The organism is Nitrospina watsonii (assembly GCF_946900835.1).
Lineage (GTDB): Bacteria > Nitrospinota > Nitrospinia > Nitrospinales > Nitrospinaceae > Nitrospina > Nitrospina watsonii.
In genome coordinates this window covers 2832056-2857400 of sequence record NZ_OX336137.1, presented here as the reverse complement: position 1 = coordinate 2857400, position 25345 = coordinate 2832056, and the positions used below count along the sequence as shown (strand labels likewise).

Here is a 25345-nt window from a genome sequence, read left to right as displayed (position 1 = left end):
CCGCGCCGGGCGGCGGGGATTGGGTGTGGATTTTACCGCCGGGTTGGGTTACACCTGACAGCGCATCGCAAACGAGAGAAGATGTTCCACACACCGGAGGCCCATGAAGCCCGAAGAGCTGTCAACCTTCCGCGACCAGTTGCTCTCCATGCAGGCGGAGTTGCAGGCGTTGGAGGCCGCGTCAAAAAAATCGGCGAAACCGGTGGAGCTCGATCAGGCGCGCATGGGCCGCCTGTCGCGCATGGACGCCATGCAGGACCAGCAGATGGCGCAGGAAGCGGCCCGGCGCAACCAGCAGATGCTGACGAAAATCGAAGGCGCGCTCCGCCGCATCGACGCCGGGCGGTTTGGCGACTGCTTCGTGTGCGGCGAGGAAATCGATCCCCGCCGGCTGCACGCCGACCCCACCAACACCCGCTGCATCGCCTGCGCCGAGAAGTGAATGCAGTGAACCCTGTGCCGTATCTTCGGAACAGGTGACATTGCAGGCCTTTGCAGGGGATGTTGGATACGGGCTGCGGCCTCATTCATATAAAATGTTTTGAAATGGCTTCCGGTCCCTTCTAAAATGGAACGATGGATTTATAAGGAGCGATTGGAATGACCAACGGGCCCGGTCGGCCGGAACGCTGGGCGACGCTACGCAATGTGCTTCCCGATCTGCTGACCGCCATTCCGGAACAACAGGATGAAGACGTGACCGAACGCATCGGTTTCGTCTGGGAAATTCTGGTCGGCGAAAAGCTCGCGGGCCACACACGCATCACCCGCGTCACGGAGAAGACGCTGTTTGTGCAGGTGGACGGTCCCGAATGGCTGGCTCCGTTGAAGGCGCTGGACACGCGGATTCTGGAAGGGCTGAACCGGTCCCTCCGGACCTCCTGTTTCACCCGCATTCATTACGACATTCGGCCGGAAACCCAACCGCCGTCCTCTAATAAAAGGAAACCCAAGCGTATGCGACACACCCAACTGCCGGAAGCCAATCCCACCCTGCCTGTGGACGTGGGTTCGCTGGACCGCATTGCGGATCCGGCTCTGAAGGAAACGCTCACCGGGCTGGCGCACAAGTTCCGCTTCGTGGCGCTGGCGCTCGCCTGTGTGGTCGGATTGTCCAACTGCGCGACGATCGGCGACACCGTGCCCGGGTTCGATATCGAGATTGCGGAAGGCACGCCGGATTTCGAAGACAGCTACGCGGTCCGCCACATCAGCAAACTCAATGAGCAGAATCCCGGCCGCTACCGCGACCCGCGCGCGTATTACCACTTTATGATGGACCTCAAGTACGAGCGCGAGGGCGATTTCGACATGGCCGCCCACCATTACGCGAAGGTGGTGGAGCACGAGCCGGGAAAAGAAGATTTCATCACGCATCTGATGGTGCTGTACCTGCGTATCGGCAAATTGGATGAGGCGTTGCAGCTCGGTCAGCGCGGGCTGCGCACGTTCCCGGACAACGTCCGCATGCACACCATCGTCGGCGACATCCTGACCAGCCGCGGCCGCCACGCCGAGGCGCTGGAGCATTACCGCAAGGTGTCGGAACTGGACCCGAAAAGCCCGCGCGCGTTCCTCATGGCCGGCACCGCCCTGCGGTTCCTGAAGGAATATGAAGCGTCGCGGGAATGGTTCCACAATGTGTCGGTGATCGATCCCGCCAACACCCTGGGATTTTTTTATTACGGGCGCAGCCTGCTGGACACCGGCGATCTGCCCGCGGCGGAGGAGAAGCTGAAGAAATCGGTGTCGCTCCGGCCCAGCATGATCGAGGCCCGGCAGGCACTGGCCATCACGCTGGAGAAACAGGAAAAGTATCAGGAGGCCATCACCCAGTACCGCATCCTGAAAAAACTGGACCCGGCGAATACGGTGGTGGCGGACCGTTACGACACGCTCAATGAAGCCTGGGACCCGGTCACCGAAACGCTGACGTCCGGCACCCAGCCGCTGCCCGAGTTGCCGCTGGCGGAGCCGGACATCCACCGCATGATCGGCGCCATCTTTTACCAGCAGGTCATGTATCTGGAAGCCATCGATGAGTTCCGGCTGGTGCTGGCGCAGGGAGAAGACAAGGAAGTGCGCTTCACCATCGCCCGCATTTACGAAGTGCTGGGGCGGCCGGACAAGGCGGTCCAGGAAATCGAAGCCTACCGGGCCCAGAAGGACGAACCGGATACCGTGGAAGTGTTGCTGAAACTGGCACGCCTGTACGGGCTGGACGGAAGCATGTCGCAGTCCGTCGATCTGCTCGGCCTCGCTGTGAACCGCGATCCGCACAACCACCGTCTGTTCCACGCCTTGACGCTGGCGTACATGTCGCTCAACCGCAACGAGGAAGCGCTGCAGACCATCGACCGCGCCATCGCGCTCAACAACTCGCACGACGCGTATTATTTTGAGAAGGGCGCGCTGCTGGAACGCATGGGCAAGTACGAGGAAGCCATCGCCAACATGAACAAGGCGCTGGAGATCAACCCCAACCATTCCAACGCGCACAACTTCATCGGTTACATGTATGCGTCGCGCAACATCAAGCTCGACCGGGCGCTGTATCACCTGGAGCAGGCGCTCAGCATCCAGCCGCGCAACGGCTATTTCCTCGACAGTCTGGGTTGGATTTATTACAAAAAGGGCGAGCCGGAAAAAGCCCTCACCCACATCAAGAAAGCGTTGATCTACACCGAGCCCGACCCGGTTTTATATGACCATCTGGGCGATATTTATTTTTCGCTGGAAAACATCGAGGAAGCCCGCAAGGCATGGAAAACCAGTCTGGTGCTGACGCGGCAACGGCTCAACAATGCGGCCGGGGAAATCCCCGACCTGGACCGGTTGGAGAGCAAGATCCGCAACGCCGAAGAGCTGTTGCATACCCCGTAATCCTTAAGCCGTTCCCAGACCGGCTGTCACGGTTGTATTCATGAACCCGTCATTCCCTGTCCGCGTCCTGCTGGCGGCCATTGCGCTGGCCGTGCTGTCCGCCTGCCAGACGGTGCCGCCTGCGCCCACACCGGCGCCGGAGAAAACGGTTTCCGATGCGGTCATCCTGAGCGCGTTGGAAACCCACCAGAGCGCGGTGCACAGCGTGCGCGCCTTTGTTAAAACCCAGATCCGCACGCCATTTCTGAACCACACCCTCAGGCAGACGGTGATCGCCCGCAACGACCAGTCGATCCGCCTCGACACCCTGAGCGCCTTCGGCCAGCCGCTGGGCGTGTTCATCTTCAAGCCCGGCCACATTCAGATTTACGATCCGCAGAAAAACCGGATTCACACCGGAGCCGAAGCCTGGTATATGATGTCCGATCTGTTCGGCACCTGGTTCGACTTCGGCGAATTCATCAACGTATTTCTGGGCAAGGTGCCGCGTTTCGACAAGCTCGAGGTGCGGGGCATCACCGCCGAGGGCGCACCGGTCCGCTACGTGCTGGATGCGTACGATCCGTTTCGCAAAGAGCGTTACCGCATCGTGCTCGATGGCGACACCCTGCGGCCGGTGGAAATGACCCAGTTCAAAAATCTGGAAAAGGTGTACCATGTGGCATGGAGCCAGTCCAAACCGGTCGGCGCCATTTCTTTTCCACACCAGGTCACGATCCAGCGTTTTGAACAGGGCGACGAAGTGATCCTGAATTACCGCAACCCGCAGGTGAACCCGGCCATTCCCGATACCGCCTTCGAGCTGTTTCCGGAACGGTCCGCCACCCCCTGAACATCACCCCCCATGAAGCTGAAATTCCGCACGCCCGCAAAAATCAATCTCGGCCTGTTTGTGCTGGGCAAACGCGATGACGGCTTTCACGAACTCGAAACATTGTTTCAGATGGTCAGCCTGTACGACCAGGTGGAACTGGAAACCGCGGCGGCGGGCGAGGTCACGCTGGAGTGCGACGCGCCCGGCATTCCCACCGACGGCACCAACCTGGTGGTGCGCGCCGCCCGCATGCTGCAGCAAACCGTGCCGGAAGCCGCCAGGCAGGGCTGCCGCATCCGGCTCGAAAAACACATCCCCGCCGGGGCCGGGCTGGGTGGCGGCAGTGGCAACGCTGCCTGCGTGCTGTGGGGACTCAACCGGCTGTGGGACCTCCAACTGGAGCGCCCCGCCCTGCACGAAATAGCCGCCCGTTTGGGCTCAGACATTCCGTTTTTCCTGTCAGCGCCGCAGGCCGTGGGGCGGGGTCGCGGCGAGCGCCTGACTCCGTTGGAACCCTCTGAAAAAATGCACCTTGTTATTATTTTCCCGAGACTGACCGTGCCCACCGCAGAGGTCTATCGGCGGCTCACTTTAGATTTGACAACCCCCCCAAAAACGATTAGTATTTTGCAAAAATTTTTCTCTCAATCGGATATCGCCGGTCTGGCCGCCCATCTCCACAACGACTTGGAATCTGTTGTTTTAGAAGGGTTTCCGGTTGTCAGGCAGGTCAGGGATGCGTTGAGTGCGCTCGATGCGAAGGGGGTGCTTCTCTCCGGCAGTGGTTCCGCCGTGTTCGGTATTTTTGCCAACCGGGACCAGGCGGAGCGGGCGTTTTCCCGGCTTCAGGCAACCGATTGGGACGTCTTTGTGGCCGAGACGGTCTCCCGGTTTGCGGAGTTTTTGCCTGGAGAGTTGCTCGATTATCCGTGACCATTCAAGGGGCCGCACACGCAGGAAACCCCATCGAATCAGGCTCATTTCTCCTGCCCGCGATGTCATAGCTCACATTTTCCGAACAACACGGTGTACGCAGGGACCCGGCGGAACGGGCAGGGAACGGACAACGTTTGCACGGAGCAGGGGACGCAAAAGATAAAAATCAGGGATTAACGAATTGTTGGGGCGTCGTCAAGTGGTCTAAGACACAGGATTTTGGATCCTGCATTCGGAGGTTCGAATCCTCCCGCCCCAGCCACTATTGTACCCACGGACAGGGACCCCACACGCATGAGCGACAACGGAAGAGTGCTGGTATTTTCAGGCCGGGCCAACACCGATCTGGCGCACGAAATCTGCCAGTACATGAATATTGAACTGGGCAAGACCGTGGTCAAGGATTTCTCCGATGGCGAGGTGTATGTGCGCATCGAGGAGAATGTCCGCGGCGGCGACGTGTTTGTCATCCAGCCCACCTGTTCGCCGGGCAACACCAACCTGATGGAGTTGCTCATCATGATCGACGCGCTCAGCAGGTCGTCGGCGAAGCGCATCACCGCGGTCATCCCGTATTTCGGCTATGCCCGGCAGGACCGCAAATGCGAGCCCCGGGTGCCGATCACCTCGAAGCTGGTGGCCGACCTGGTGCACACCGCCGGCTGCGACCGGGTGCTGACCATCGACCTGCACGCCGGGCAGATTCAGGGATTTTTCAACATCCCCGTCGATCATTTATTTGCAGTCAATGTCCTGATCAGTTACATTAAAAGCCTTAAACTGCCCAATATTGTTGTGATTTCCCCGGATGCGGGCGGTGTGGAACGGGCGCGCGCGTATGCCAAACGAATGGGCACGTCGCTGGCCATCATCGACAAGCGCCGGGATGGAATCAACGTCGCCAAAGCCATGCATATCATCGGGGATGTGCGTGGGAAAGTCGCTATCATCGTGGATGACATGATTGATACCGCGGGAACACTGATTGAGGCGACCAACGCGTTGCTGGAAGCGGGCGCTGCGGAAGTCCACGCATGTTGCACGCACGCCGTCTTGTCTGGACCGGCCGGGGACCGGATTCGCGAATCGCCCATCAAGTCTGTCATTGCCACCAACACGATTCCCTTAAGGGAAAACTTGAAATCGATCGAAAAGATCAAGATTCTTTCCGTCGCTTCGCTTCTGGGTGAAGCCATTTTACGGATTCACAGCGAGTCTTCGATCAGTTCACTGTTCGATGCGGAGGATAATCTGTAGTTATGTCAAAAGAATTGAATGGAACAATCAGAAGTCAACGCGGCACCGCCGCCAACCGCATTTTGCGTGGAGAGGGCTCCGTGCCCGGCGTCGTGTATGGCCAGCAGGATCCGGTCGCGGTGACGATCAACCACAAGGAACTGCGCAAGCTTATCGAAGCCTACGGCACCAACACCCTGATGACCCTGTCCGTCGAAGGCGACTCGGTGCCCAAGCGCACCGTCATCATCAAGGACCACCAGACTCATCCCATCAAAGAGGGCTGGGTGCATGTGGACTTTTATGAGGTGGACATGACGGAAGAAATCAAAACCGTGGTGCCCATCCTGCTGGAAGGCAAATCGCCCGCCGAAAAACTGGGCGGCATCGTGCAGCAGTCTTTGGACGAATTGCACATCCGCTGTCTGCCGGGCAACATCCCGCACGACATCAAGGTGGACATGACGAAGGTGGAGATGGACCAGGTCGTGCACGTTTCCGACCTCACCCTGCCGGCGGACATCGAAGTCATCGACGATCCGGAGGAAGCGGTGGTCTCCATCCACGAGGTCAAGGAAGAAGTCGAGAAGACGGAAGAGGAAGAAGCTGCTGAAGCGGGAGAAGCTGAGGAAGGTGAAAAGGCGGCGGCTCCGGCGGAAGGCAAGTCCGAATCATGATGCTGTTTTCACAGTATTGAGCCGTTGTGTATCTGATTCTTGGGTTGGGCAACCCCGGGCCGCAATACGAGTTGACGCGGCATAACGTGGGATTTCTGGTGTTGGACAATCTGGCGGAGAAACACCGCATTCCGCTGACCCAGCACAAACACCGCTCCCTGTTCGGGCAAGGGGAGATTGGGGGGCACCCGGTGGTTCTTGCCAAGCCCATGACCTACATGAACGAGAGCGGACGCGCCGCACAGGCGCTCCTCAACGCCTGGAACCTGTCCCCGGACCGGATGATCGTCGTGCACGACGACATCGATCTGGCGCCAGGAAAGATCAAACGCAAGTTTCAGGGTGGCGATGCCGGACAGCGTGGTGTGGCCTCCTGCATCGAGCAGCTGGGCACCGACGGGTTTGCGCGCATTCGCGTCGGCATTGGCCGGCCTGAGAACAAACATCAGATCGTGGATTATGTGCTCTCTCCATTTTCCGGGGGGGACCTGGAGCAGCTCAACGAGGTGGTGGAACAGGCTGTGCAGCGAGTGGAAGCGATCCTCACTGAAATCGAAACGCAATCCAATCAAACGACGGAGGAAAATACGGAATGATTCAGGAATATAAAGGCGAGGTCATTTTTGTTGGCCTGTCCCTTCTGCTTTATATCGTTTTCGCGGCGTTTGATGCGTCGTACAATTTTGCTTACCTCGGATTTGTTTTTGGCATCTTCGGCCTGTGGGTCGCGCTGAAAACTTACGAATATGTGGACGATCAGTCCGAAGGCAACGACAAGATGGTCGAGATCGCCGAATCGATCCACGAAGGATCGATGGTGTTTCTCGGTCGCGAATACAAAATCCTCGCGTACTTCGTCGGTGGTGTGTTCATCCTTCTCGCGTTTGTCATCGGTTCGCAAAAAGGATTCTGGATCGGTCTCGGCACGGCCATCGCGTATCTGATCGGGGCGGCCTGTTCCATGGCGGCGGGGTATTTCGGCATGAACGCCGCCACCACCGCCAACGTGCGCACGGCGGCGGCGGCCAATGAGTCCGGCCAGGCCAAAGCGCTCGACATCGCTTTCAACGGCGGCGCGGTCATGGGCCTGTGTGTGGCCAGCCTGGGTCTGCTCGGCGTGGGCGGTCTGTTTGCCCTGTTTGCGCGCGGCGAAGCCGTCAGCGTGATCAGCGGCTTTGCCATGGGCGCCAGCTCGATCGCCCTGTTCGCCCGCGTCGGCGGCGGCATCTACACCAAGATCGCCGACGTCGGTTCCGACCTCGTCGGTAAAGTGGAAGCCGGCATTCCCGAAGACGATCCGCGCAACCCCGGCGTCATCGCCGACAACGTCGGCGACAACGTGGGCGACGTCGCAGGTCTCGGTTCCGACATTTTCGAATCCTACGTCAGTTCCATGATCGCCACCATTGCCATCGCCACCAGCATGTCGGTCATGCGCTTCGAGTACATGGCGCTGCCGGTCATCGTCGCCATGGTGGGCCTGATCGCGTCCATCATCGGCATCCGCTCCATCCGCGCCATGACCAGTCTGGACCCGGCGGACGTGTTGCGTTACTCGACGTTCGTCAGCGCCGGCGCGATGCTTTTGGTCGCTCTCATCGTCATCAAGGTCATGGGCCTGCCCACCGGCGTGTTCGTCGCGTTGGCATTCGGCTGTCTGGCCGGTGTGGCGATCGGATTGATCACCGAATACTACACGGCGGGCAAACCCGTGGTGAAGATCGCCGAATCCAGTTCGACCGGCGTCGCCACCGTCATGATCACCGGGCTTGCCATCGGTATGGAAAGCTGTGTCGCCCCGATCCTGACCATCGCTCTCGCCATTTTCGTTTCCGCCAGCGCGGCGGGCCTGTACGGCGTGGCTTTGGCTGCGGTGGGCATGCTGGCCACGGTCGGCATCACCATGTCGGTCGATGCCTACGGTCCGGTCGCGGACAACGCCGGCGGCATCTCGGAAATGGCCGGGCTGGGTGAAGACACGCGCAAAATCACCGACGGCCTCGATGCCCTGGGCAACACCACCGCCGCCATCGGCAAGGGCTTCGCCATCGGTTCGGCAGCGCTCACGGCGCTGGCCCTGTTCACCGCGTACACGCAGGCGGCGGGACTGGAAACCATCAACATCACCGACACCACCGTCGTCATCGGCGTGCTCATCGGCGGCGGCATTCCGTTCATGGTCGCGGCCATGACCATGACCTCAGTCGGTCGCGGCGCGTTCACCATGGTGGAAGAAATCCGCCGTCAGTTCCGCGAGATTCCGGGCCTGATGGAAGGCACCGGCAAACCGGACAACGCCCGCTGCATCGACATCAGCACCAAGGCGGCGTTGAAGGAAATGGTCGCTCCCGGTGTGGTCGCCATCGTCATGCCCATCCTGATCGGTACCGTGCTCGGCGCCGAGGCATTGGGCGGCATGCTGGTCGGCGCCACCCTGACCGGAGTTCTGCTCGCCCTGTTCATGGCCAACAGCGGCGGCGCCTGGGACAACGCCAAGAAGTACGTGGAAAGCGGCAACCTGGGTGGCAAAGGCTCCGATGCGCACAAGGCGACGGTCGTCGGCGACACCGTCGGCGATCCGCTCAAGGACACGTCCGGCCCGGCGATGAACATCCTCATCAAACTGATGTCCATCGTTTCACTGGTGCTGGCACCCTTGTTCCTCTAAGGTTCTTTCAATTGTGTGACTGGAAACCGGGATGGGTTCGCCCATCCCGGTTTTTTTTCGGACCTCGTCCGAAGGCAGATGGCTACTGCCCGGCAGTCCCGGCGATGGTCGCCAAGCGCACAAAGAAATTTTTCCTGTTGCCTCCGGGTGCCACCCGGCGGACTGCGTCCGAAGGCAGATGGCTACTGCTCAACGGTCCCTGCGATGGTCCGTGGGCGCGGGCTGCGTCCGAAAGCAGATGGCTACTGCCCGGCAGTCCCGGCGATGGTCGTCAAGCGCGCAAAGAAATTTTTCCTGTTGCCTCCGGGTGCTACCCGGCGGGCTGCGTCCGAAGGAAACAGGTTGTATTGAGAGCCGGTCGCCAGCCTTCATGCCGGTTTTCCTCACTACGTGATACGGTCCAACGCCTCCTTACCTTTCAGTTTCACTGAGCCATGTCGTCTCTCTTAAAATTTGGATTCCATGATTTCCTGAACGCGCAGCCTCTCTTGGTGCCGTTGCAGGCCGCCGCGCCCAAAGTGGGGTGGGAACTGGTGCGCGATGTGCCGGCCAACCTGGCCGACCGCCTGCACGCCGGAGAGCTGGACCTCGCCATGATTCCGTCCATCGAGTACCTCGCTCACGCCGATGCGTACCGGCTTGTTCCGGGCGCGTGCATCGCGTCACGCGGCGCCGTGGACACGGTGCTTTTGGTCACGCGGGGACCGCTGGAGGTGGTGCGCACCGTGGCACTGGACGAACGTTCGCGCACCTCGGCAACCCTGCTCCGCATTCTGTTCGAAGATGTGTTTCCGCCTAAGGTGCAGTACTCACGCATCCATCCGGACATCACCCACATGATGCGCACGTGCGATGCGGCGCTGGTGATCGGTGACCAGGGATTCGCCGTGCACGACAATGCGGAGGGCTGGACGGTGACCGATCTCAGCCAGCGCTGGCTGGAGTTGACCGGACGTGCCTTCGTCCACGCCGTGGTGGCGGTGCGGCGCGAGGCGGCGCTCACTCCGGCAATGCTGAAGGCGGTCGCCGACGCCCCTGCGCAAGGTCGGGCGTTAATGGATTCCATTGTCCGCGAGCAGACAAAGAAAACCGGACTCGATGCCAATGGGGTGCGCGATTACCTCGAAACCAAAATCATTTACACGCTGGGTCCCGGTGAAGTGGAGGGGTTGGAAGCGTTCCGCGATCAGTGCTTTCAGAAAAAAGTTTTGAACATGCGCCCCGCTTTGGAGTTTGCGGAGTGAGGGGCCGCCTGTCCGAGTCACGCTCTGAGTGAAATGGGCGGTTGGGGATGATTTAAAACAGGTCTTTGAGGGAGCCCCACAGTTTTCTGGAACCCTCTTTGACCCAGCCCCACGCCTTGCTGCTGGAAGATTCGACGAAGTCGATGTAGCTTTGTGCTTCCTCGCTGCGCTGGGGACCGCGCGGCGTTTCGGGGGATTGGGTTTCCTGCTGTGGTTTGGAAGTTTCCGGTTGCGGCGGCGCTTCGACCGTTTCCATCGCGGGCGTGGGTTCCGCCTGGGGTTCGGCAGACGGCGTTGCGTCTCCCGTTTCGACCGGTTCCGTCGTCATGTCTTCTTCCGGTGTGATTTCCGCCACGGTCTCTTCCTGCGGCGCCGATTGCCCGGTCACTTCCGGTTCCTCGACGCTTTCCGCATCCGCATTTTCTTCTTCGGCGGATTCTTCGACCGCGGTTTCCGTTTCTTCCGGTGCGCCCGGTGTGACCTCGTTGGTGGGTTCAACCGACCCGGCTACCGTTTCGCTGTCCGTCTCCAGGTTTTCCCCCATAGTTTCCGGCGGCGTCGATGCTTCCATGCCCGCCTCGTTTTCCGGGGTTTCTTCCGGCGCGGCCTCTTCCGTCATTTCCGTGGGAGCGGTTTCGGGTGTTTGCATCACCTCTTCCGAAACAGGCGCCAGTTCCTCGCCGGAGCCAGGCACCTCTTCCGTCGATTGCAACTGGATGGTGCCGATGCGCACCCCTTCCTTGAGTTTTTCGATTTCCTCTTGCAGCGATTCCAGGGTGCGGCGTTGTTCTTCGGTATTTTTGGAGATGCGCAGTTGTGAGGCTTCGAAGCGGGCGATCAACTGTTCCAGCTGCGCCGCGTTTTTCTCGGAGAGTTGATTCGTCAGTTCGCGCAGTTTCTGGATATCCCGGCCGAGGTCCTTGGATTGCCGGCTGAGCGAAACCAAAACGCCCTGGTGGCCGCGAAGCATCTCGAACCCCTTCCAGCCGAAAAATCCGGCAGCGCCCACGATCAGCAGCAGCACGAACCAAAGTTTGCCGGTGCCTGGGGTTTTGACTTTTTGGGGAGGCGCGTCGGCGGGGGGTGTTTCTTCGGAAAGCGCGTCCGCCGCATCGTCCGAAGCCGCATCGTCCGAAGCGGGTTCGCCCGAAGCGGGTTCGCCCGAAGTGGGTTCGCCCGAAGCGGGATCGCCCGAAGCGGGATCGCCCGAAGCGGGATCGCCGGGTTCGTCCGAGGCGGAGGCCTCGGAGGTGGTGGCTTCATCGGGGTGCGCGTCGCCGTGTTCGGGAGGGGTCTCAGACGCCACCGGGTCATCGCCGGAGGGGTCCCCCTGCGTGGGCCAAGCTTCCGCCTCGCCCTCGTGTTCCGGCGGTGGGGACTGGGACTCCGGGGGTTCGGAATCCGGTTCCTGTCGTTCTTCGTCCCTGGCCAATGGCTTCCCGGTTGATTAGTGGATGAGTTTGTTCAGCGGAAACTCGACGATGTCTTCCGCGCCCGCTTTTTTCAGATCCGGCACGATTTCCCGCACCAGCTTTTCTTCCAGAATGACCATCAGATCGACCCAGTCGGTGTCGGTCAAGTCCGAGATGGTGGGCTTGATGTCGCGCGGCAGGATTTTCATGACCGCTTCCATTTCCTTGCGCGGCACGTTCATCATGATGCCGACCTTTTGATTGGCGGCCATGGCCCCCTTCAGCATGAGCACGATGCGTTCCACCTTGTTGCGTTTCCAGTCGTCTTTGAACGAATCCTTGTTCATGATGAACTTGGTGTTCGATTCCATGATGGTGTCGATGATGCGCAGGTTGTTGGCGCGCAGCGAGCTGCCGGTTTCGGTGATCTCGACGATGGCGTCGGCCAGCTTCGGCGGTTTGACTTCCGTCGCGCCCCAGGAAAATTCCACGGAGGCGGTGACGCCGTGCTGCTTGAGGAAATCGACGGTCATGTTGACCGCTTCGGTGGCGATGCGCTTGCCCTGCAGGTCCTTGACGTTGTTGATGGCCGAGTCGTTGGGCACGGCGATCACCCAGCGCACCGGGCGGCTCGAGGTTTTCGAGTACACGAGGTCGGCGATCTCTTTCACCTCGACGCGGTTTTCCTGCACCCAATCCTTGCCGGTGAGGCCCGCATCGAGCACACCGTCGGCGACGTAACGCGCGATTTCCTGGGCGCGGATCAACAGGCACTCGATCTCGTCGTCGTCGATGGTGGGGTAATAGGAACGGCTGCTGAATTTGATCTTCCACCCGGCTTTTTCAAAGAGGGCGGCGGTGGCGTCCTGGAGACTGCCTTTGGGAATACCCAGTTTCAATACGTTTCCACTCATTCACTTACCTGGTATTTGAAAGGTTGCAGTTTTACTTTTTATACACTTTGTCGGGGTCGAAGACCTTTTCTTCGATGACGGTCAGCTCCCCGTTGAGCTTGCGGAAGAAGCAGCTCTGGTAGCCTTTGTGGCAGGCGGCGTCGCCGACCTGTTCCACCTTGAGCAGCACCGTGTCGTCGTCGCAATCGATGAACACTTCCTTCACCTTCTGCACGTTGCCGCTCTCTTCGCCCTTCATCCACTGTTTGTCGCGGGACCGGCTGTAGAACCAGGCATTGCCTGTTTCCAGCGTCTTCTCCCAGGCGATCTGGTTCATGTAGGCGAGCATCAGGACCTTGCCGGTTTTGGCGTCCTGAATGATGGCCGGAACCAGACCGTCCATCTTGTCAAAATCGAGCTTCATTGGGGACTCCCGGGTAAAACAGCGAATTTTAAATAATATTGATTTTCTGTCAACATTATAATAGCCTGTCGGTGTACTAAACCGACAATTCTAAAGGCTTTGTGGATTCGGGGATGTGTCCGATCAATGTATAGTCATTGGGCCTTTAAATCAAGGTTTATAGTTTGAAAAACTGAATTTTCTGGCCGGGGAAAGAGGGAATATGCCTTCACTGAGTGGTTACCACATTTACGACACGGCAGAACCGTGCAATTATACCGGACAAAAACTGATCGACACCATGCACAAGGTGGTCACCGACAAGTTGAGCGAAGACGGACGTGAGTTGAACCTGTTCGGCTGCTGCGTCGGCGTCAACGGCATCAAGGTGATCGCCGAGGACCCGCGCATCGTCAGCATCAAGCGGCTGAACCTGGGCGGCAACCGCATCGAGGATGCGGGCGCGCATTTCATTGCCGAGGCGGAAGCGTTTTCCAAGGTCAACTGGGTCGAGTTCGGCGGCAACAACCTGGGCCCGAACGGCCTGCGCGCCATCATCAAGTCCAAGGTGTTCCGCAAGCTCCGCACCCTCAACCTGTACCGCAATTACCTGCGCGACGAGGGGGCCAGGGCGCTGGCGGAGGAAAACGAGCTGGAACGCTTGGAAGAACTGGACCTGGCGCAGAACGAGATCGGCGACGAGGGCCTGTTTGCGCTGGCCAGCTCCACCAAACTGCCCAACCTGGTTTCCATTGCGATGGACAACAATTTCACCACCATGGAGGGGCGTTCCGACGCACGCAACGGATCGTTGTTTCGCAAGTGCCAGTCCGTTAATCTGTAAATCAACCGCCCATTGGGTTCAGGTGAGTTCATGTCCGAAGACTCCTATGGCAAAGGCACTTTTTTAATCGCCAATCCGGTTCTGGGAGATCCCAACTTTTCGCGCACGGTGGTGTTGTTGTGCGACCATAACGACGAGGGGTCGTTCGGTCTGGTGGTCAACCGCAAGGCGGGGCTGATGGCCTCCGACCTGTTCCAGCAGGCGGAGTTTCTGACAGGCTACGACAACGAAGTGTTTGTGGGCGGGCCGGTGCAGCAGTCGCAGGTGTTTTACCTGGTGCGCTCGCCGCAGCCGATCGAAGGGCTGGATCACATCTGCGACGGCATTCATCTGGGTATGAGTTGGGAACCTCTGGAGAGCGTGTACCTGCAACTGGAGAACCCGGCGGAGAACCTGCGCTTTTACATGGGCTATTCGGGTTGGGGCGGCGGCCAGCTGGCAGGGGAGATGGAACACCGCAGTTGGTTGACCTGCGACGCGAAGAACGATCACATTTTCGGCGACCCGGAGAGCAACATCTGGGGCCGCGTGGTGCAGTCGCTCGGCAAGGAATACGAGTACCTGCTCACGGCGCCGGTTGACCCGCGCATGAATTGAGGGACTGCACGCGGGAATCGCCAACCTTCCCGGCTCCACCGGCCGGGACAGGAAAACAGATGAGCCGGTACCACACACCACCTCCAAAAGAACAGATCTACGCCTGCCACCTGCCGGGGAAATACATCGGTTATGCCATCGAAGCGTATTTCGCCGAGCGCTTTCCCTATTTCAGCCGCGACGCATGGCAGCGCCGCATCGAGGACGGATCCATCACCGTCAACGGCGAGATCGTGCCCGTGGGCACGCGGTTGCAGCAACACGACCACATCGTCACCAACATGGGCGTGCGCACGGAACCGCCCGCCGATTGCCGCCTCGATATTGTGTATGAAGACGAGCACCTGCGCGTGTTCAACAAGGGCGCGCCGTTGCCGGTGCACCCGAGCGGACGCTACTTTCAGAACAGCATGACGGAACTGTTGCGCCAGCGGTATCCGGATGAGGTGCCGCGCCCGGTGCAGCGGCTGGACGCGACCACCACGGGGCTGGTGGTGTTCGCCAAAACACGCGAGGCGGCGTATCACCTGTCGCAGGAGTTCACGCACAACCGCGTTTGCAAGGAATACCTGGCGCTGGTGGACGGCGTGCCGGAGGAGCCCGCCTTCACTGTGGATGCCCCGGTGGGCAAGGTGCGGGGCTCGGCGCGCGGCGTCGGACCCGGCACCCTCAACCCGAAGCCGGCGGTCACGCATTTCGAATGCCTGGCCATCTGCGGCGGGCGGTCGTTGATCCAAGCGGTGCCGCACACCGGCCGCACCAACCAGATCCGCGTGCACCTGGCGAGCCTCGGCCTGCCGCTGTGGAACGATCCGGTGTATGGGGAGGCAGTGAACGGTTCGCACGAGTATGGCCTGCACGCCTACCGGCTGGGCTTTGCCGGGCTGGCCGGGACGATGGACCTCACGGCTCCGTGGCCGGATCACTTTCAACCGTTCATCGACCGCAGTGCGCTGGCGGGGGAAAGGTTTCATATTTAGAACTGCATGGGGAAATGAATGATCACCCCTTCACCCCTTAAAGAGAGCTTTGCATGAGTCTTTTGAAAGAGCGAACCCATAGATTCTTCGTCGCCAGGGGCTCCTCAGAATGACAGGCAGGGATCTGAATTGTCATTCTGAGCGTCAGCGAAGAATCTATGTTTGGTTCTTCTACTCGGTTATGCAAAGGTCTGCCTGGTAAGGAGAGGGAGAAATTTTGGTCTTTGCCAACAACGTGAAAATCTGAGACTGAACGAAAACAGTTTGACTGAATGAACGCACCGATACAAAAACCGATGACGATGGCCGATACGGATACCGCGTATCCGCTGATCCAGCGCATGCGCAATCCGTTCTGGATGGCGCCGATGTCCGGCATCACCGATCTCTGCTACCGCCAGCTTCTGGACGAAATGGACGCGGGGGTGCTGATCTCCGAGCTGGTGTCGGCCAAGGGGCTGGTCTTTAGCTCGGACCGCACGTTCAAGATGATCCGCGTGCACGAGAACCCCGGCACGCTGGTCGGCATTCAACTGTTTGGCGAGGACGCTGACGACTATGTCCGCGTCGCGCCGAGCGTGCAGCAACAGGGTGCGGACTTCATCGACATCAACCTCGGGTGTCCGGTGAAGAAGGTGGTGAAGAAGGGCTGCGGCGCGGCGCTCATGCGCGACCCCGAAAAACTGCACGCGTTTCTCAAGCACATCCGCAGCAACATCGACCTGCCGCTGACGGTCAAGATGCGCACCGGCTGGAGCCACGATGAACTCACCATCCACGAATGCGTGGATGCGGCCAAGCACGCCGGCTGCCAGTGGGTGGCCATCCACGGCCGAACCCGCGTGCAGGGCTACGGCGGCCTCGCCGATTGGGAACTGATTGCCGACGTCAAACGCAAAACGGACATCCCCATCATCGGCAACGGCGACATCCGGAGCGCCGACCGCGCACGCACGCTGCTCGAAGAAAGCGGCGTCGATGCGGTGATGATCGGACGCGGCGCGCTGCGCGATCCGTGGATTTTTAAAGAGTGCCTGGGCACGCTGGGCGAGACCTTGTCGCCGACGCCGCTGGAATTGCTCGAACGGTTTCACCAGTTGCTGCATCCGGTGTACGACACGCGGCGCACTGTGCTGTATCTCAGAAAGCTCGCGGTGTGGATGGCGTACGGCTATCCCGGCGCGGCGGCGTTTCGCGGTATGATGTTCCAGCTGCCGGCAGTGAAAGAGGTGTTGAAAGAGGGGGCGGTCTTTTTCCGGGGCGTGGCCGGTTTGCCGCGGCCCCGGTTCGACGAGGCGGAAGCGTTCATGATGGGTGGACACGGCTGAGCGGACAGCGTCCGGAGGCAATGGATTGTATTGGGAATGCGCTGGACAGCTATGATTCGTCCACCGGGCATTGGCCAATCGATGCAGGCCACGGCTGAGCGGGTGTCCCGGTTTCTGTATCCATGCGGACGTTTCGGCACACTGAGGAGGAGCGAGAATGGATCAGGCAACGTTGCAGCATTGGGTGGAAGCCAATAATTTTTTCCAGTTCATGAACTCGGAAGAACGATCGCACCTGTATTCATTCAAAAGTCATTGGAAATTTGTCAAGCCCGGCGACTACGTGGTGCGGGTGGGCGACGCGGATTACGGATTTTTCGTGATCATCAAGGGCACCTTCAGCGTCATCAAGCCCGATGATATTTTTCTTTCGCACCTGAACCCCGGCGATCTGTTCGGTGAAATCAGTTTGAAGTCGCCGCGCAAGCGCTACAGCAATGTGGTCGCCGACGAAGAAGGCATCGTGTTCAAGGTCGATGCCATGTTGCTGGACAAGATCAGTTCGAACCTGCATTTGAAAATCAAAAACCAGGTGATCGAAGTGTTGATCCGCCGCCTCGACGACATGAACCAGAGACTGGTCAAACTCACCCGCATGCGGTGACGCCGCAGGCGTTTTCTTTCCTTTTCACGAGGTCCCTTTCTTGACCGACCGCAAGCCGTTCGCATCCTCACCCGATAAACGATCCCCGCACCGCAACGCGCCGCCGAAGAAAAAACACGTGCCTTTGAAAGAGCGCGAATGGACGCTGTGCGGCTGGAACGCCTGCATGCGCGCCTTCGAGCAACGGCCGGACGGGTTGCTGCGCCTGTATTACCACAAGGACCGGTCGAAGGCGTTGTACCGCATCAAGCAATGGTGCGCCAAACGCAAACTGCCGTACCGCGAACTGGATGAAGAATCGCTCAACCGCGCCGCCGCAGGCGTGCACCATGAAGGCGTGGTGATGGTGACGGCGCCGCTGCCGGTGACCACGCTCTATAAGTTTCTGGAAAAACCTGTGCCCGCAAACTGGATCGGCGTCGCCTTCGACGGTGTGGCCAACACGCACAACGTCGGTGCGGTGTTGCGTTCCTGCGCTTATTTTGGCGTGCGGGGCGTGCTGCTGGAAAAAGCGCAACGTCCGGTGGCGGTGGCTTCGTCCACGGCGCGCACCGCGGAGGGTGCGCTGGAAGTGGTGCCGATGTACGAATGCGCGGACCTGTCTTCCGGCCTGCGCGACCTGAAAAGCAAGAACGTGTTCGTGATCGGCACCGACCCGGAAGCGAAAGATTCGCTTTATGACGTAGAGATTCCATTTCCCTGCGTGCTGGTATTGGGCGGCGAGAAGGAGGGGTTGTCCAAACGCGTGCGCGACCGCTGCGATAAAGTGGTGCGCATTCCCGGCGAGACCGCCATTCAATCGCTCAACGTGTCGGTGGCGGCGGGGGTGGTGCTGGGCGAGATGCACCGGCGGCTGCACACGCCGTCGCACTCCCATTCCAAACGGAAATCATGAATTTCGCCTTCATCCATCCGTTGATCGTGCATTTTCCGATCGCGCTGCTGACCAGTGGCAGTCTGCTGGAGTTGTACGGACGGCTGCAGAAAGAGCCGGTGGCGCAAGCCGCCGGGCGCTTCAACGTGCAGTTCGGGTTCTGGGCCATGCTGCTGGCGGCGGCGGTGGGCCTGCTGGGCCTTCTGGATATTGAAGTGAAGCAAACGTTCCGTTCATTTCTGGGATTTCACATTCTCTATGCGTTCACCACCATCACCGTGTACACGCTGGCCATGATCTGTTACCGCTTCCGCCACAAAACGTGGGCGGATCGGTTGTACCTGCTGCTGCTGTGCGTGGGAATGGGCACGACGCTGGCGACGGGGTATTTCGGCGGCGAACTGGTGCACCGCTTCGGATTGCCCGCCGGTCAGCCTTTGACCGAGTGAAACACCAGCACGTAGCCGCTGTAGGCGGTGGTGCCCATCAGCAGGGCGTTGGCGATATAAAAAAAGAAGGCGTTGTGCGACAGCGCGTTGGTGTAGGCGTACACGGTGCAGACGATGGTGACGAGGACGAAGGCGAACGAGTAGCCCTGGTGGCCTTCCACCTGCGCGATGGGCCACTGGCCGAGATCGACGGCGAACAGGCCGGAGAAGATGGCCATCACACCCATCAGCAACCCGGCGCTGAAGTTGAAGGCGGCGGCCTGCACCAGCCGGGCGTCATTGCGCCGGTTCGCCAGCCACATCATGAGCAGTCCGGCGGCTGCTAGGGCCACCGGAAAATGCGACAGGAACGGATGGAGTGAGGGTGTGCTGAGCATGGCAAGGCGGGTGTGGCCCGCGGCAAAATGACCCGGACTGCGTCCGGGGCAATGGGCTAATACTTGGTGGTCACGGCGATGGCCCGTGGGGGCAACTACAAAAAAGAAAACATAGATTCTTCACTTCGTTCAGAATGACCCGGCTGAGCCGGGAAGCGGCAGGGCAATGCCCGGTGGGCGAACGCGGATTGATAGCCCCGTTTGGGGCGGGCCACGCCCGCTGTCATTCTGAGGAGCCGCAGGCGACGAAGAATCTATGTGTGCCAGCCTCTGGCTGCGCCAGGCGGGCGGGATCAGGGGTTGTCGTTCGGGCGGATGTCCGTATCCAGGTTGACGTCCACGTCCACCTTGGTGGCGGCGGAGATTTCCTGCTCGAGCTGATCCATGTTGGCGGTCTTCTTCACGCTCTCGGTTTCGTCCAGCACTTCCTGTTTGAGTTCGTTGAAGGTGCGTTGGAATTCACCCCAGCCTTTGCCGATGGCTTTGGCGAGACGGGGCAGATTGGCCGGGCCGATGATGAACATGCCGATGCCCATGATGACCATGATTTCAAAAAAACCGATATCGAACATAAAGGTTTCCAAATAAAAGGATTCTGGTATGATCCGATCTTATCAAACTCCGTGGGGCGCAGCAACAAAAGACGGTGCGGCAAAACCGTCTCGGAGGGACCCGGCATTTGACACCTCCCGCAAACTTGGCTACCCTGAGGGCACTCCTCACCCGGCAGGCAACCGATTGAATCGTCTCCAGTTTATTCGTTTTTGGCATCACCTCAAGCAGCTTTCATGAAAATCGTCCGTGGTACCAAGCATTTTTCGGGCCCGCTACCGCATCCGGTGGTGGCGTTGGGCAATTTCGACGGCGTTCACCTGGGCCACCAGCTCATTTTCCGCCAGGTGGCGGAAATCGCTCACGCCAAACAGGGCACGGCGATGGTGTTCACCTTCGAGCCGCATCCGTTGAAAATCCTGGCGCCGGAAAAAGCGCCGCCCTTGCTGACCACCTTCCGCCAGAAAATGGAGTTGATCGAGCAGTGCGGCATCGACGAGGTGGTGTGCGCCGATTTCAACCAGCAGTTTGCCGATCAGCGTCCGCGCGATTTTGCCAAGGACATTCTGGTGGACCTCATCGGCGTCAAGGAAATCGTGGTCGGGTTCGACTACGCCTTCGGCCGTGGCCGCGAAGGCACGCTGTCCTACCTGAAAAAAATGGGGGAAGAGTTTGGTTTTGACGTGCACGTGGTGGATGAGATCAAAATCAACGGTCACCGCGTCAGCAGTTCGTATGTGCGGGAGTTGATCGAAGACGGGCGGGTGGAAGAAGCGCGGCAGTTTCTGGGCCGCTATTATTCCATCCACGGTCCGGTGGTGCACGGCTACAAGACCGGACAGCGCATCGGTTTTCCCACCGCCAATCTGGACACCAGCAAGGTACAGACTCCCGGCACCGGCGTGTATGCGGTGCGCGTCATCCATAATCAGAAAGAGTACAACGGCGCCGCCAACATCGGCTTCAACCCGACCTTTCACCGCGACCGCCTCAGCGCGGAAGTGCACATTTTCGATTTTCATCAGGAGATCTACGGCATCGACCTGGAAGTGCAGTTCATCGCCCGCATTCGCGGCGAAAAGGAATTCGCCTCCGCCGAGGAACTGGTGGCGCAGATCAACGAGGATATCGAAACCGTCAAATCCATTTTAGCCAGGCATACGTTTTGAAGCGATCCGGTCAACTGATCATCGGCATGCTGGTGGCCATCGCCGCCGTGTACTACACCGTGCGCAATGTGTCCATGCGTGAACTCATGGACTCGTTCTCCACGGTGCATTACGGCTACCTGATGATTTCCATGACGATGATGATCCTGACCTACGTGGCGCGCGCCGTCCGCTGGCGCGTGTTGCTGACGCCCATCAAGGAAGTGCGGACGGTGGAGCTGGGTTCGCCGTTGATGGTCGGGTTCATGGCGGGGGTGCTGCCAGCCAGGGCGGGGGAACTGATCCGCGCCTTTCTGCTGGGCAAGAAAATGAACCTGTCGTTCGCCAGCGCGCTGGCCACCATCGTCGTCGAACGGTTGTTCGACATGGTGCTGCTGCTTTTGTTGTTCGCGTGGCTTTTGGTGTTTCACGCCGACATGCTGGAATCCAACATCGCCTGGTCGGGCATTCCGATTCAAACGATCGCGTTCCAGTTCGGGCTGGCCAGCATTGCCCTGGTGGTGGCGCTGGTGGTGTTCATCTACCTGCTGAGCTTTCATTACGAGCGCGGCATGAAGCTGGTGCACTGGCTCATCAAACCGTTTCCGGAAGCGTTGCAGTACAAGCTGGTGCAGATGGTGGAGACGTTCAGCCAGGGGCTGGCGGTGGTCAGAAGCATGCGTTTGCTGATCTGGATTTTTCTGGCGACGGCGCTGGTGTGGGCGCTGGTGATCATGCAGTATTACCCGTTGTATTACGCCTACGACCTCAATGAAAAAACCCTCGCCTCGACGATCCTGCTGACGGTGATGATCTGCATCTTCATCACCATCCTGCCGACGCCGGCGTTTCTGGGATCGCTCAATGCGGGAGTGCTGATCGCCCTGCACGAGATCATGAACGAGCCGGAAGTGGCGGCGGTCAGTTTCGGCTTCGTCGCGTGGGGCCTCAATTTTCTGGTGGTCATGGTGGGCGGCATCTACTTCATCCTGCACGACCACATCTCGGTCAAAAACCTCGTTGAAATCGAAGAAGAAATCTAACGGGCGTGGCCCGTGACAAAATGGCTACTGCCCGGTGGTTCCGGCGATGGCCTGTGGGCGCGATTCTGAATTTATCCTGTTGTCACCGGACTCAGTCCGGCGGGCGTGGCCCGTAGCAAAATGGCCCGGACGGCGTCCGGAGGCAGATGGCTACTGCCGTGTGGGCGAACGAGGGTCTGAGGGCGCGGACTGCGTCCGAGGCAAATGGCTACTGCCATGTGGGCGAACGATGGTCTGAGGGCGCGGACTGCGTCCGAGGCAGATGGCTACTGCCATGTGGGCGAACGAGGGTCTGAGAGCGCGGACTGTCCGAGACGGAGGGCTACTGCCATGTGGGCGAACGAGGGTCTGAGAGCGCGGACTGTCCGAGACGGAGGGCTACTGCCATGTGGGCGAACGAGGGTCTGAGGGCGCGGACTGTCCGAGACGGAGGGCTACTGCCCGGCAGTCCCTGCGAGGCTCCGCGGTGCCATTCGGCAGGCGTGGCCTGCGGCCGGAGGGGCCTTGCCCGACCGTTAAAAAAGTTTCCAATTTACAAAACGTTATGCTATTTTACGGTCTCTAAAATCACATGCCGAAGTGGTGGAATTGGTAGACACGCATGATTCAGGATCATGTGGGGGCAACCCCGTGGAGGTTCAAATCCTCTCTTCGGCACCATATCGCTTTTCCAACCGGACCCGGTTTCACCAGGTCCGGTTTTTTTATGCCCTAAATAAATCCACATACTTTGAAAATCTGTAAAATCTGTATCTTTTTGCGCCCGTTAGCTCGTCAAGCAAACCCAGGTCCACAAATTTATTAAGCAGATTAATGCTTGCGGCAGATGAGCACTCCAAGCTTTCCTGCGTTTTTTTACTGTTTAGAAAGGGTTGTTCAAACAGGTAATCAATCAGTTTAAAGGCTAAGGTACTGTTCCCGATTTTTTGATGGACCAATTGTCGGCAATCGCGTTGAAGGTCCAAGATTTTTTTGGAAGTTTCCTTGGCTTGAATGCTTACATCTTTTACCCCGCTTAAAAAAAACTTCAACCATCCTTCCCAATCGCCCTTATTTCTTATTTCCATAAGTCTGTCGTAATACTCTTGCTTGTTTCGCTTCAGGTAGTGACTCAAGTATAGCAATGGCATTGCCAAGATGCCGCGCTCACATAATAGAAAAGTGATCAATAGGCGGCCTACCCGGCCATTGCCATCGAGGAATGGGTGAATGGTTTCAAATTGGGCATGGGCCAGCCCGCAATGAATTAAAACCGGATAGGTTGCGTTATCGTGGAGAAATGTTTCAAGGTTATCCAACGCGCTATTCATGTCATTTATAGGAGGAGGAACGAATGTGGCGTCCCGAATGGAACAGCCCTTGGGACCAATCCAATTTTGAGTATGGCGAAAATCACCCGGCGTTTTGTCTCCACCCCGGACTCCTTCCATCAAGGTCTTATGAATTTCCCGGATGAGTCTCAAGGAAAGAGGTAAGGCTTTCAACCTCTCCAAGCCGTAATTCATTGCCCGGACATGATTGAACACTTCGTAGACGTCAAAAGGTGTCCCTCTTTTTTGACCCTCCAATTCATATTTCAGCAAATCGTCCAAAGTACTTTGAGTTCCTTCAATTTGGGAACTCAAGATGGCTTCCTGACGGATATACATAGACACAAAAAAATCTGGATCGGGCAAGAGGGTAGTCATGCCATCCAGTCGTGCTAAAGCCTGATCTGTTTCTGACAGCAAGAGACTTAGCTCGCGGTCCATTTTGATATTGGGCCTTGGAGGTAAAGGCTCGGGTATAAAAGCTTTATATCCTTCCAGTTGGCTTATGTACTTACCTGCACGAGCGTTTGCGGTCTTTCCTTGGGTTGCCATAAGAATTTGATATTGGGTTCCAAGAGGTATCTATTTTAAAATTATTAAAAAACTAAAATTAAAGGGTTCTTAATTTCACTCCAGTTTAATTATAGCCGAATTATTTTTTTTAATTTTACTTTTTTTAAAAAATTAAAATTAAAGTATCTTTATTCTTCTGGGATAAAATTAAACCAGACTGTAGCTTACTTAAAATCAATTGGTTGTATTGAGTTGGGCGTGGGTAAGGCTCACTACCATATATTGGATATAGAACAATCAAACTTATACAATATATTGTATAAGTTTGATATTAAGGAAGAAAGTACCGCAGATTATGCCTTCGAGAGCGTTGAGTCGGGTGTTGCCGATGCGCCGCGCAGCAGGGGGAAGCCCATTTCTTCGCGTTGGCGGACGTAGCCTTCGGCGCACAGGCGGGCCAGTTTCCGCACGCGGCCGATGAAACCGGTGCGCTCGGTGACGCTGATGGCGCCGCGTGCATCCAGCAGGTTGAAGCTGTGCGAGCACTTGAGGGTGTAGTCGTAGGCGGGCAGGACGAGATCTTTTTCCAACAGCGCCTTGGCTTCCGCCTCGTACATGTCGAACCACTGGAACAGGCGTTCCTTGCTCGATGCCTCGAAGTTGTAGCGGGAAAACTGCTTTTCCGTTTCCAGATGGATGTCGCCGTAGGTGAACGCGTCGTTCCATTGCAGGTCATAGACGTTGTCGATGTTCTGCAGGTACATGGTGATGCGTTCCAGCCCGTAGGTCAGCTCCACCGTCACCGGTTCGAGATCGAGACTCCCCACCTGCTGGAAATACGTGAACTGCGTGATCTCCATGCCGTCCAGCCACACTTCCCAGCCCAGTCCCCACGCGCCCAGAGTCGGCGATTCCCAGTCGTCTTCGACGAAGCGGATGTCGTGTTGCAAGGGATCGATCCCCAGCGCGCGCAGGCTGCCGAGATATTGTTCCTGCACATCTTCCGGCGACGGTTTCAGGATCACTTGATACTGATAATAGTGTTGCAGGCGGTTGGGATTTTCGCCGTAGCGTCCGTCGGTGGGGCGGCGCGACGGCTCGACATACGCCGCGCGGAACGGTTCCGGTCCCAAAACGCGGAAGAAGGTGGCGGGATTGAACGTGCCCGCCCCGGCCTCGGTATCATACGGTTGGTGTAGAACGCAGCCGCGCGAGGTCCAGTATGCGTTCAGGGTCATGATGACGTTTTGGAAATGCATGGTCCGCTATTTAGCAGAGAACGGCGAATCAAGTCAAATATTTAAATGCGGTGCGCGCCATTCTGAAGCCACCGGGTTGCCTCCGGCGCAGCCGCTTCTTTTTAAGCGGTTATCAGAAAAACGTCCACCCCTCTCGAATGATCTCGGACCCGTACCTCGAATAAGTTCCGCTCCCCTTTCGAAGCAATTCCACATAAAAACGGGTTTTTTAAGGATTTTTTTAACTTCTATCCTTATTTAAAGTGGACAGCATGAAAGCAATCAAACGCGAGGGCTGAGCGTTTTTTCAAAAACGGCTCTT

25 protein-coding genes and 2 tRNA genes are annotated in these 25345 nt (G+C 58.4%); 20 read left to right on the top strand and 7 right to left on the bottom strand.

The genetic code is table 11. The features are described from left to right. Positions 1–103 precede the first annotated feature (103 nt). The 10 genes from QML71_RS13375 (at position 104) to QML71_RS13330 (ending at position 10458) form a co-directional block, all read left to right on the top strand. Entirely contained in the window at positions 104–442 is a 339-nt protein-coding gene (locus QML71_RS13375) for a TraR/DksA family transcriptional regulator (RefSeq protein ID WP_282012426.1), read from the top strand. A gap of 158 nt (positions 443–600) precedes the next feature. Then, entirely contained in the window at positions 601–2883 is a 2283-nt protein-coding gene (locus tag QML71_RS13370) for a DciA family protein (RefSeq protein ID WP_282012425.1), read from the top strand. A 40-nt stretch (positions 2884–2923) separates the two neighbouring features. Then, entirely contained in the window at positions 2924–3715 is a 792-nt protein-coding gene (locus tag QML71_RS13365; RefSeq protein WP_282012424.1) for a DUF4292 domain-containing protein, read from the top strand. Positions 3716–3727: 12 nt separating this feature from the next. Continuing rightward, positions 3728–4630 carry a 4-(cytidine 5'-diphospho)-2-C-methyl-D-erythritol kinase gene (gene ispE, locus QML71_RS13360; RefSeq protein ID WP_282012423.1) on the top strand — a complete coding sequence of 301 codons (903 nt, stop codon included), beginning with the start codon at positions 3728–3730 and terminating at the stop codon, positions 4628–4630. A gap of 188 nt (positions 4631–4818) precedes the next feature. Next, a tRNA-Gln gene (locus QML71_RS13355) sits at positions 4819–4895 on the top strand. Positions 4896–4927: 32 nt separating this feature from the next. After that, the gene (locus QML71_RS13350; RefSeq protein ID WP_282012422.1) at positions 4928–5890 is read left to right on the top strand and encodes a ribose-phosphate diphosphokinase; all 963 of its coding nucleotides are present in this window, start codon (positions 4928–4930) and stop codon (positions 5888–5890) included. A 2-nt stretch (positions 5891–5892) separates the two neighbouring features. After that, the gene (locus QML71_RS13345; RefSeq protein WP_282012421.1) at positions 5893–6546 is read left to right on the top strand and encodes a 50S ribosomal protein L25; all 654 of its coding nucleotides are present in this window, start codon (positions 5893–5895) and stop codon (positions 6544–6546) included. Between the two features lie 26 nt (positions 6547–6572). Continuing rightward, entirely contained in the window at positions 6573–7142 is a 570-nt protein-coding gene (gene pth / locus QML71_RS13340; RefSeq protein ID WP_282012420.1) for an aminoacyl-tRNA hydrolase, read from the top strand. After that, positions 7139–9214 (top strand): sodium-translocating pyrophosphatase, encoded by a 2076-nt coding sequence (locus QML71_RS13335; RefSeq protein WP_282012419.1) that lies wholly within the window; start codon positions 7139–7141, stop codon positions 9212–9214. The genes pth and QML71_RS13335 overlap by 4 nt, the downstream gene beginning before the upstream one ends. A 434-nt stretch (positions 9215–9648) precedes the next feature. Then, positions 9649–10458 (top strand): menaquinone biosynthesis protein, encoded by an 810-nt coding sequence (locus tag QML71_RS13330; protein WP_282012418.1) that lies wholly within the window; start codon positions 9649–9651, stop codon positions 10456–10458. 52 nt (positions 10459–10510) lie between these two features. Here the strand turns inward: QML71_RS13330 and QML71_RS13325 are convergent, their stop codons facing one another. Genes QML71_RS13325 through hisI form a run of 3 tightly spaced genes read right to left on the bottom strand, consistent with a single transcriptional unit; the run spans position 10511 to position 13187 of the window. Then, complete coding sequence (locus tag QML71_RS13325; protein WP_282012417.1) at positions 10511–11890, bottom strand: hypothetical protein; 1380 nt, start codon at positions 11888–11890, stop codon at positions 10511–10513. 15 nt (positions 11891–11905) lie between these two features. Beyond that, entirely contained in the window at positions 11906–12784 is an 879-nt protein-coding gene (gene hisG / locus QML71_RS13320; protein WP_282012416.1) for an ATP phosphoribosyltransferase, read from the bottom strand. A 31-nt stretch (positions 12785–12815) separates the two neighbouring features. Next, a complete protein-coding gene (gene hisI / locus QML71_RS13315; RefSeq protein ID WP_282012415.1) occupies positions 12816–13187 on the bottom strand; it encodes a phosphoribosyl-AMP cyclohydrolase in 372 nt (123 codons plus the stop codon). Between the two features lie 202 nt (positions 13188–13389). Between hisI and QML71_RS13310 the strand changes: the two genes are divergently transcribed. The 7 genes from QML71_RS13310 (at position 13390) to QML71_RS13280 (ending at position 18842) form a co-directional block, all read left to right on the top strand. Continuing rightward, a complete protein-coding gene (locus QML71_RS13310) occupies positions 13390–14010 on the top strand; it encodes a leucine-rich repeat domain-containing protein (RefSeq protein WP_282012414.1) in 621 nt (206 codons plus the stop codon). A 30-nt stretch (positions 14011–14040) separates the two neighbouring features. Continuing rightward, complete coding sequence (locus QML71_RS13305; RefSeq protein ID WP_282012413.1) at positions 14041–14607, top strand: YqgE/AlgH family protein; 567 nt, start codon at positions 14041–14043, stop codon at positions 14605–14607. A 59-nt stretch (positions 14608–14666) separates the two neighbouring features. Then, positions 14667–15587 (top strand): RluA family pseudouridine synthase, encoded by a 921-nt coding sequence (locus QML71_RS13300; protein ID WP_282012412.1) that lies wholly within the window; start codon positions 14667–14669, stop codon positions 15585–15587. Between the two features lie 272 nt (positions 15588–15859). Continuing rightward, positions 15860–16915, top strand: coding sequence for a tRNA dihydrouridine synthase (locus QML71_RS13295; protein WP_282012411.1), 1056 nt, complete (start codon positions 15860–15862; stop codon positions 16913–16915). A 157-nt stretch (positions 16916–17072) separates the two neighbouring features. After that, entirely contained in the window at positions 17073–17519 is a 447-nt protein-coding gene (locus QML71_RS13290) for a cyclic nucleotide-binding domain-containing protein (protein WP_282012410.1), read from the top strand. A 40-nt stretch (positions 17520–17559) separates the two neighbouring features. Then, positions 17560–18414: a TrmH family RNA methyltransferase gene (locus tag QML71_RS13285; protein ID WP_282012409.1), complete on the top strand. Its 855-nt coding sequence runs from the start codon at positions 17560–17562 to the stop codon at positions 18412–18414. Continuing rightward, entirely contained in the window at positions 18411–18842 is a 432-nt protein-coding gene (locus QML71_RS13280) for a DUF2231 domain-containing protein (protein WP_282012408.1), read from the top strand. Before QML71_RS13285 ends, QML71_RS13280 begins: the two co-directional genes overlap by 4 nt. On the opposite strand, the gene QML71_RS13275 is transcribed toward QML71_RS13280, so the two are convergent. Both QML71_RS13275 and QML71_RS13270 read right to left on the bottom strand, forming a co-directional pair. Continuing rightward, complete coding sequence (locus QML71_RS13275; RefSeq protein WP_282012407.1) at positions 18824–19219, bottom strand: DUF2231 domain-containing protein; 396 nt, start codon at positions 19217–19219, stop codon at positions 18824–18826. The genes QML71_RS13280 and QML71_RS13275 overlap by 19 nt on opposite strands. Positions 19220–19512: 293 nt before the next feature. Continuing rightward, positions 19513–19791, bottom strand: coding sequence for a Sec-independent protein translocase subunit TatA/TatB (locus tag QML71_RS13270; RefSeq protein ID WP_282012406.1), 279 nt, complete (start codon positions 19789–19791; stop codon positions 19513–19515). A gap of 216 nt (positions 19792–20007) precedes the next feature. Here QML71_RS13270 and QML71_RS13265 point away from each other — a divergent pair, with 216 nt between their 5' ends. From QML71_RS13265 to QML71_RS13255, 3 genes are all read left to right on the top strand, one after another. Further along, positions 20008–20940 (top strand): bifunctional riboflavin kinase/FAD synthetase, encoded by a 933-nt coding sequence (locus tag QML71_RS13265; protein ID WP_282012405.1) that lies wholly within the window; start codon positions 20008–20010, stop codon positions 20938–20940. Beyond that, complete coding sequence (locus tag QML71_RS13260) at positions 20937–21962, top strand: lysylphosphatidylglycerol synthase transmembrane domain-containing protein (protein WP_282012404.1); 1026 nt, start codon at positions 20937–20939, stop codon at positions 21960–21962. Before QML71_RS13265 ends, QML71_RS13260 begins: the two co-directional genes overlap by 4 nt. Before the next feature lie 573 nt (positions 21963–22535). Next, a tRNA-Leu gene (locus QML71_RS13255) sits at positions 22536–22622 on the top strand. Between the two features lie 44 nt (positions 22623–22666). On the opposite strand, the gene QML71_RS13250 is transcribed toward QML71_RS13255, so the two are convergent. Together QML71_RS13250 and glyQ are read right to left on the bottom strand one after the other, a co-directional pair. Continuing rightward, positions 22667–23824, bottom strand: a complete 1158-nt coding sequence (locus QML71_RS13250) for a Fic family protein (protein WP_282012403.1) — start codon at positions 23822–23824, stop codon at positions 22667–22669. A gap of 314 nt (positions 23825–24138) precedes the next feature. Continuing rightward, positions 24139–25044 carry a glycine--tRNA ligase subunit alpha gene (glyQ, locus tag QML71_RS13245; protein ID WP_282012402.1) on the bottom strand — a complete coding sequence of 302 codons (906 nt, stop codon included), beginning with the start codon at positions 25042–25044 and terminating at the stop codon, positions 24139–24141. Between the last annotated feature and the right edge of the window lie 301 nt (positions 25045–25345).

Coding starts and splice junctions, on each gene's coding strand:
- QML71_RS13375 (WP_282012426.1), top strand. CDS start 104: ATGAAGCCCGAAGAGCTGTCAACCTTCCGCGACCAGTTGCTCTCCATG.
- QML71_RS13370 (WP_282012425.1), top strand. CDS start 601: ATGACCAACGGGCCCGGTCGGCCGGAACGCTGGGCGACGCTACGCAAT.
- QML71_RS13365 (WP_282012424.1), top strand. CDS start 2,924: ATGAACCCGTCATTCCCTGTCCGCGTCCTGCTGGCGGCCATTGCGCTG.
- ispE (WP_282012423.1), top strand. CDS start 3,728: ATGAAGCTGAAATTCCGCACGCCCGCAAAAATCAATCTCGGCCTGTTT.
- QML71_RS13350 (WP_282012422.1), top strand. CDS start 4,928: ATGAGCGACAACGGAAGAGTGCTGGTATTTTCAGGCCGGGCCAACACC.
- QML71_RS13345 (WP_282012421.1), top strand. CDS start 5,893: ATGTCAAAAGAATTGAATGGAACAATCAGAAGTCAACGCGGCACCGCC.
- QML71_RS13335 (WP_282012419.1), top strand. CDS start 7,139: ATGATTCAGGAATATAAAGGCGAGGTCATTTTTGTTGGCCTGTCCCTT.
- QML71_RS13330 (WP_282012418.1), top strand. CDS start 9,649: ATGTCGTCTCTCTTAAAATTTGGATTCCATGATTTCCTGAACGCGCAG.
- hisG (WP_282012416.1), bottom strand. CDS start 12,784: ATGAGTGGAAACGTATTGAAACTGGGTATTCCCAAAGGCAGTCTCCAG.
- hisI (WP_282012415.1), bottom strand. CDS start 13,187: ATGAAGCTCGATTTTGACAAGATGGACGGTCTGGTTCCGGCCATCATT.
- QML71_RS13310 (WP_282012414.1), top strand. CDS start 13,390: ATGCCTTCACTGAGTGGTTACCACATTTACGACACGGCAGAACCGTGC.
- QML71_RS13305 (WP_282012413.1), top strand. CDS start 14,041: ATGTCCGAAGACTCCTATGGCAAAGGCACTTTTTTAATCGCCAATCCG.
- QML71_RS13300 (WP_282012412.1), top strand. CDS start 14,667: ATGAGCCGGTACCACACACCACCTCCAAAAGAACAGATCTACGCCTGC.
- QML71_RS13295 (WP_282012411.1), top strand. CDS start 15,860: ATGAACGCACCGATACAAAAACCGATGACGATGGCCGATACGGATACC.
- QML71_RS13290 (WP_282012410.1), top strand. CDS start 17,073: ATGGATCAGGCAACGTTGCAGCATTGGGTGGAAGCCAATAATTTTTTC.
- QML71_RS13280 (WP_282012408.1), top strand. CDS start 18,411: ATGAATTTCGCCTTCATCCATCCGTTGATCGTGCATTTTCCGATCGCG.
- QML71_RS13275 (WP_282012407.1), bottom strand. CDS start 19,219: ATGCTCAGCACACCCTCACTCCATCCGTTCCTGTCGCATTTTCCGGTG.
- QML71_RS13270 (WP_282012406.1), bottom strand. CDS start 19,791: ATGTTCGATATCGGTTTTTTTGAAATCATGGTCATCATGGGCATCGGC.
- QML71_RS13265 (WP_282012405.1), top strand. CDS start 20,008: ATGAAAATCGTCCGTGGTACCAAGCATTTTTCGGGCCCGCTACCGCAT.
- QML71_RS13250 (WP_282012403.1), bottom strand. CDS start 23,824: ATGGCAACCCAAGGAAAGACCGCAAACGCTCGTGCAGGTAAGTACATA.
- glyQ (WP_282012402.1), bottom strand. CDS start 25,044: ATGCATTTCCAAAACGTCATCATGACCCTGAACGCATACTGGACCTCG.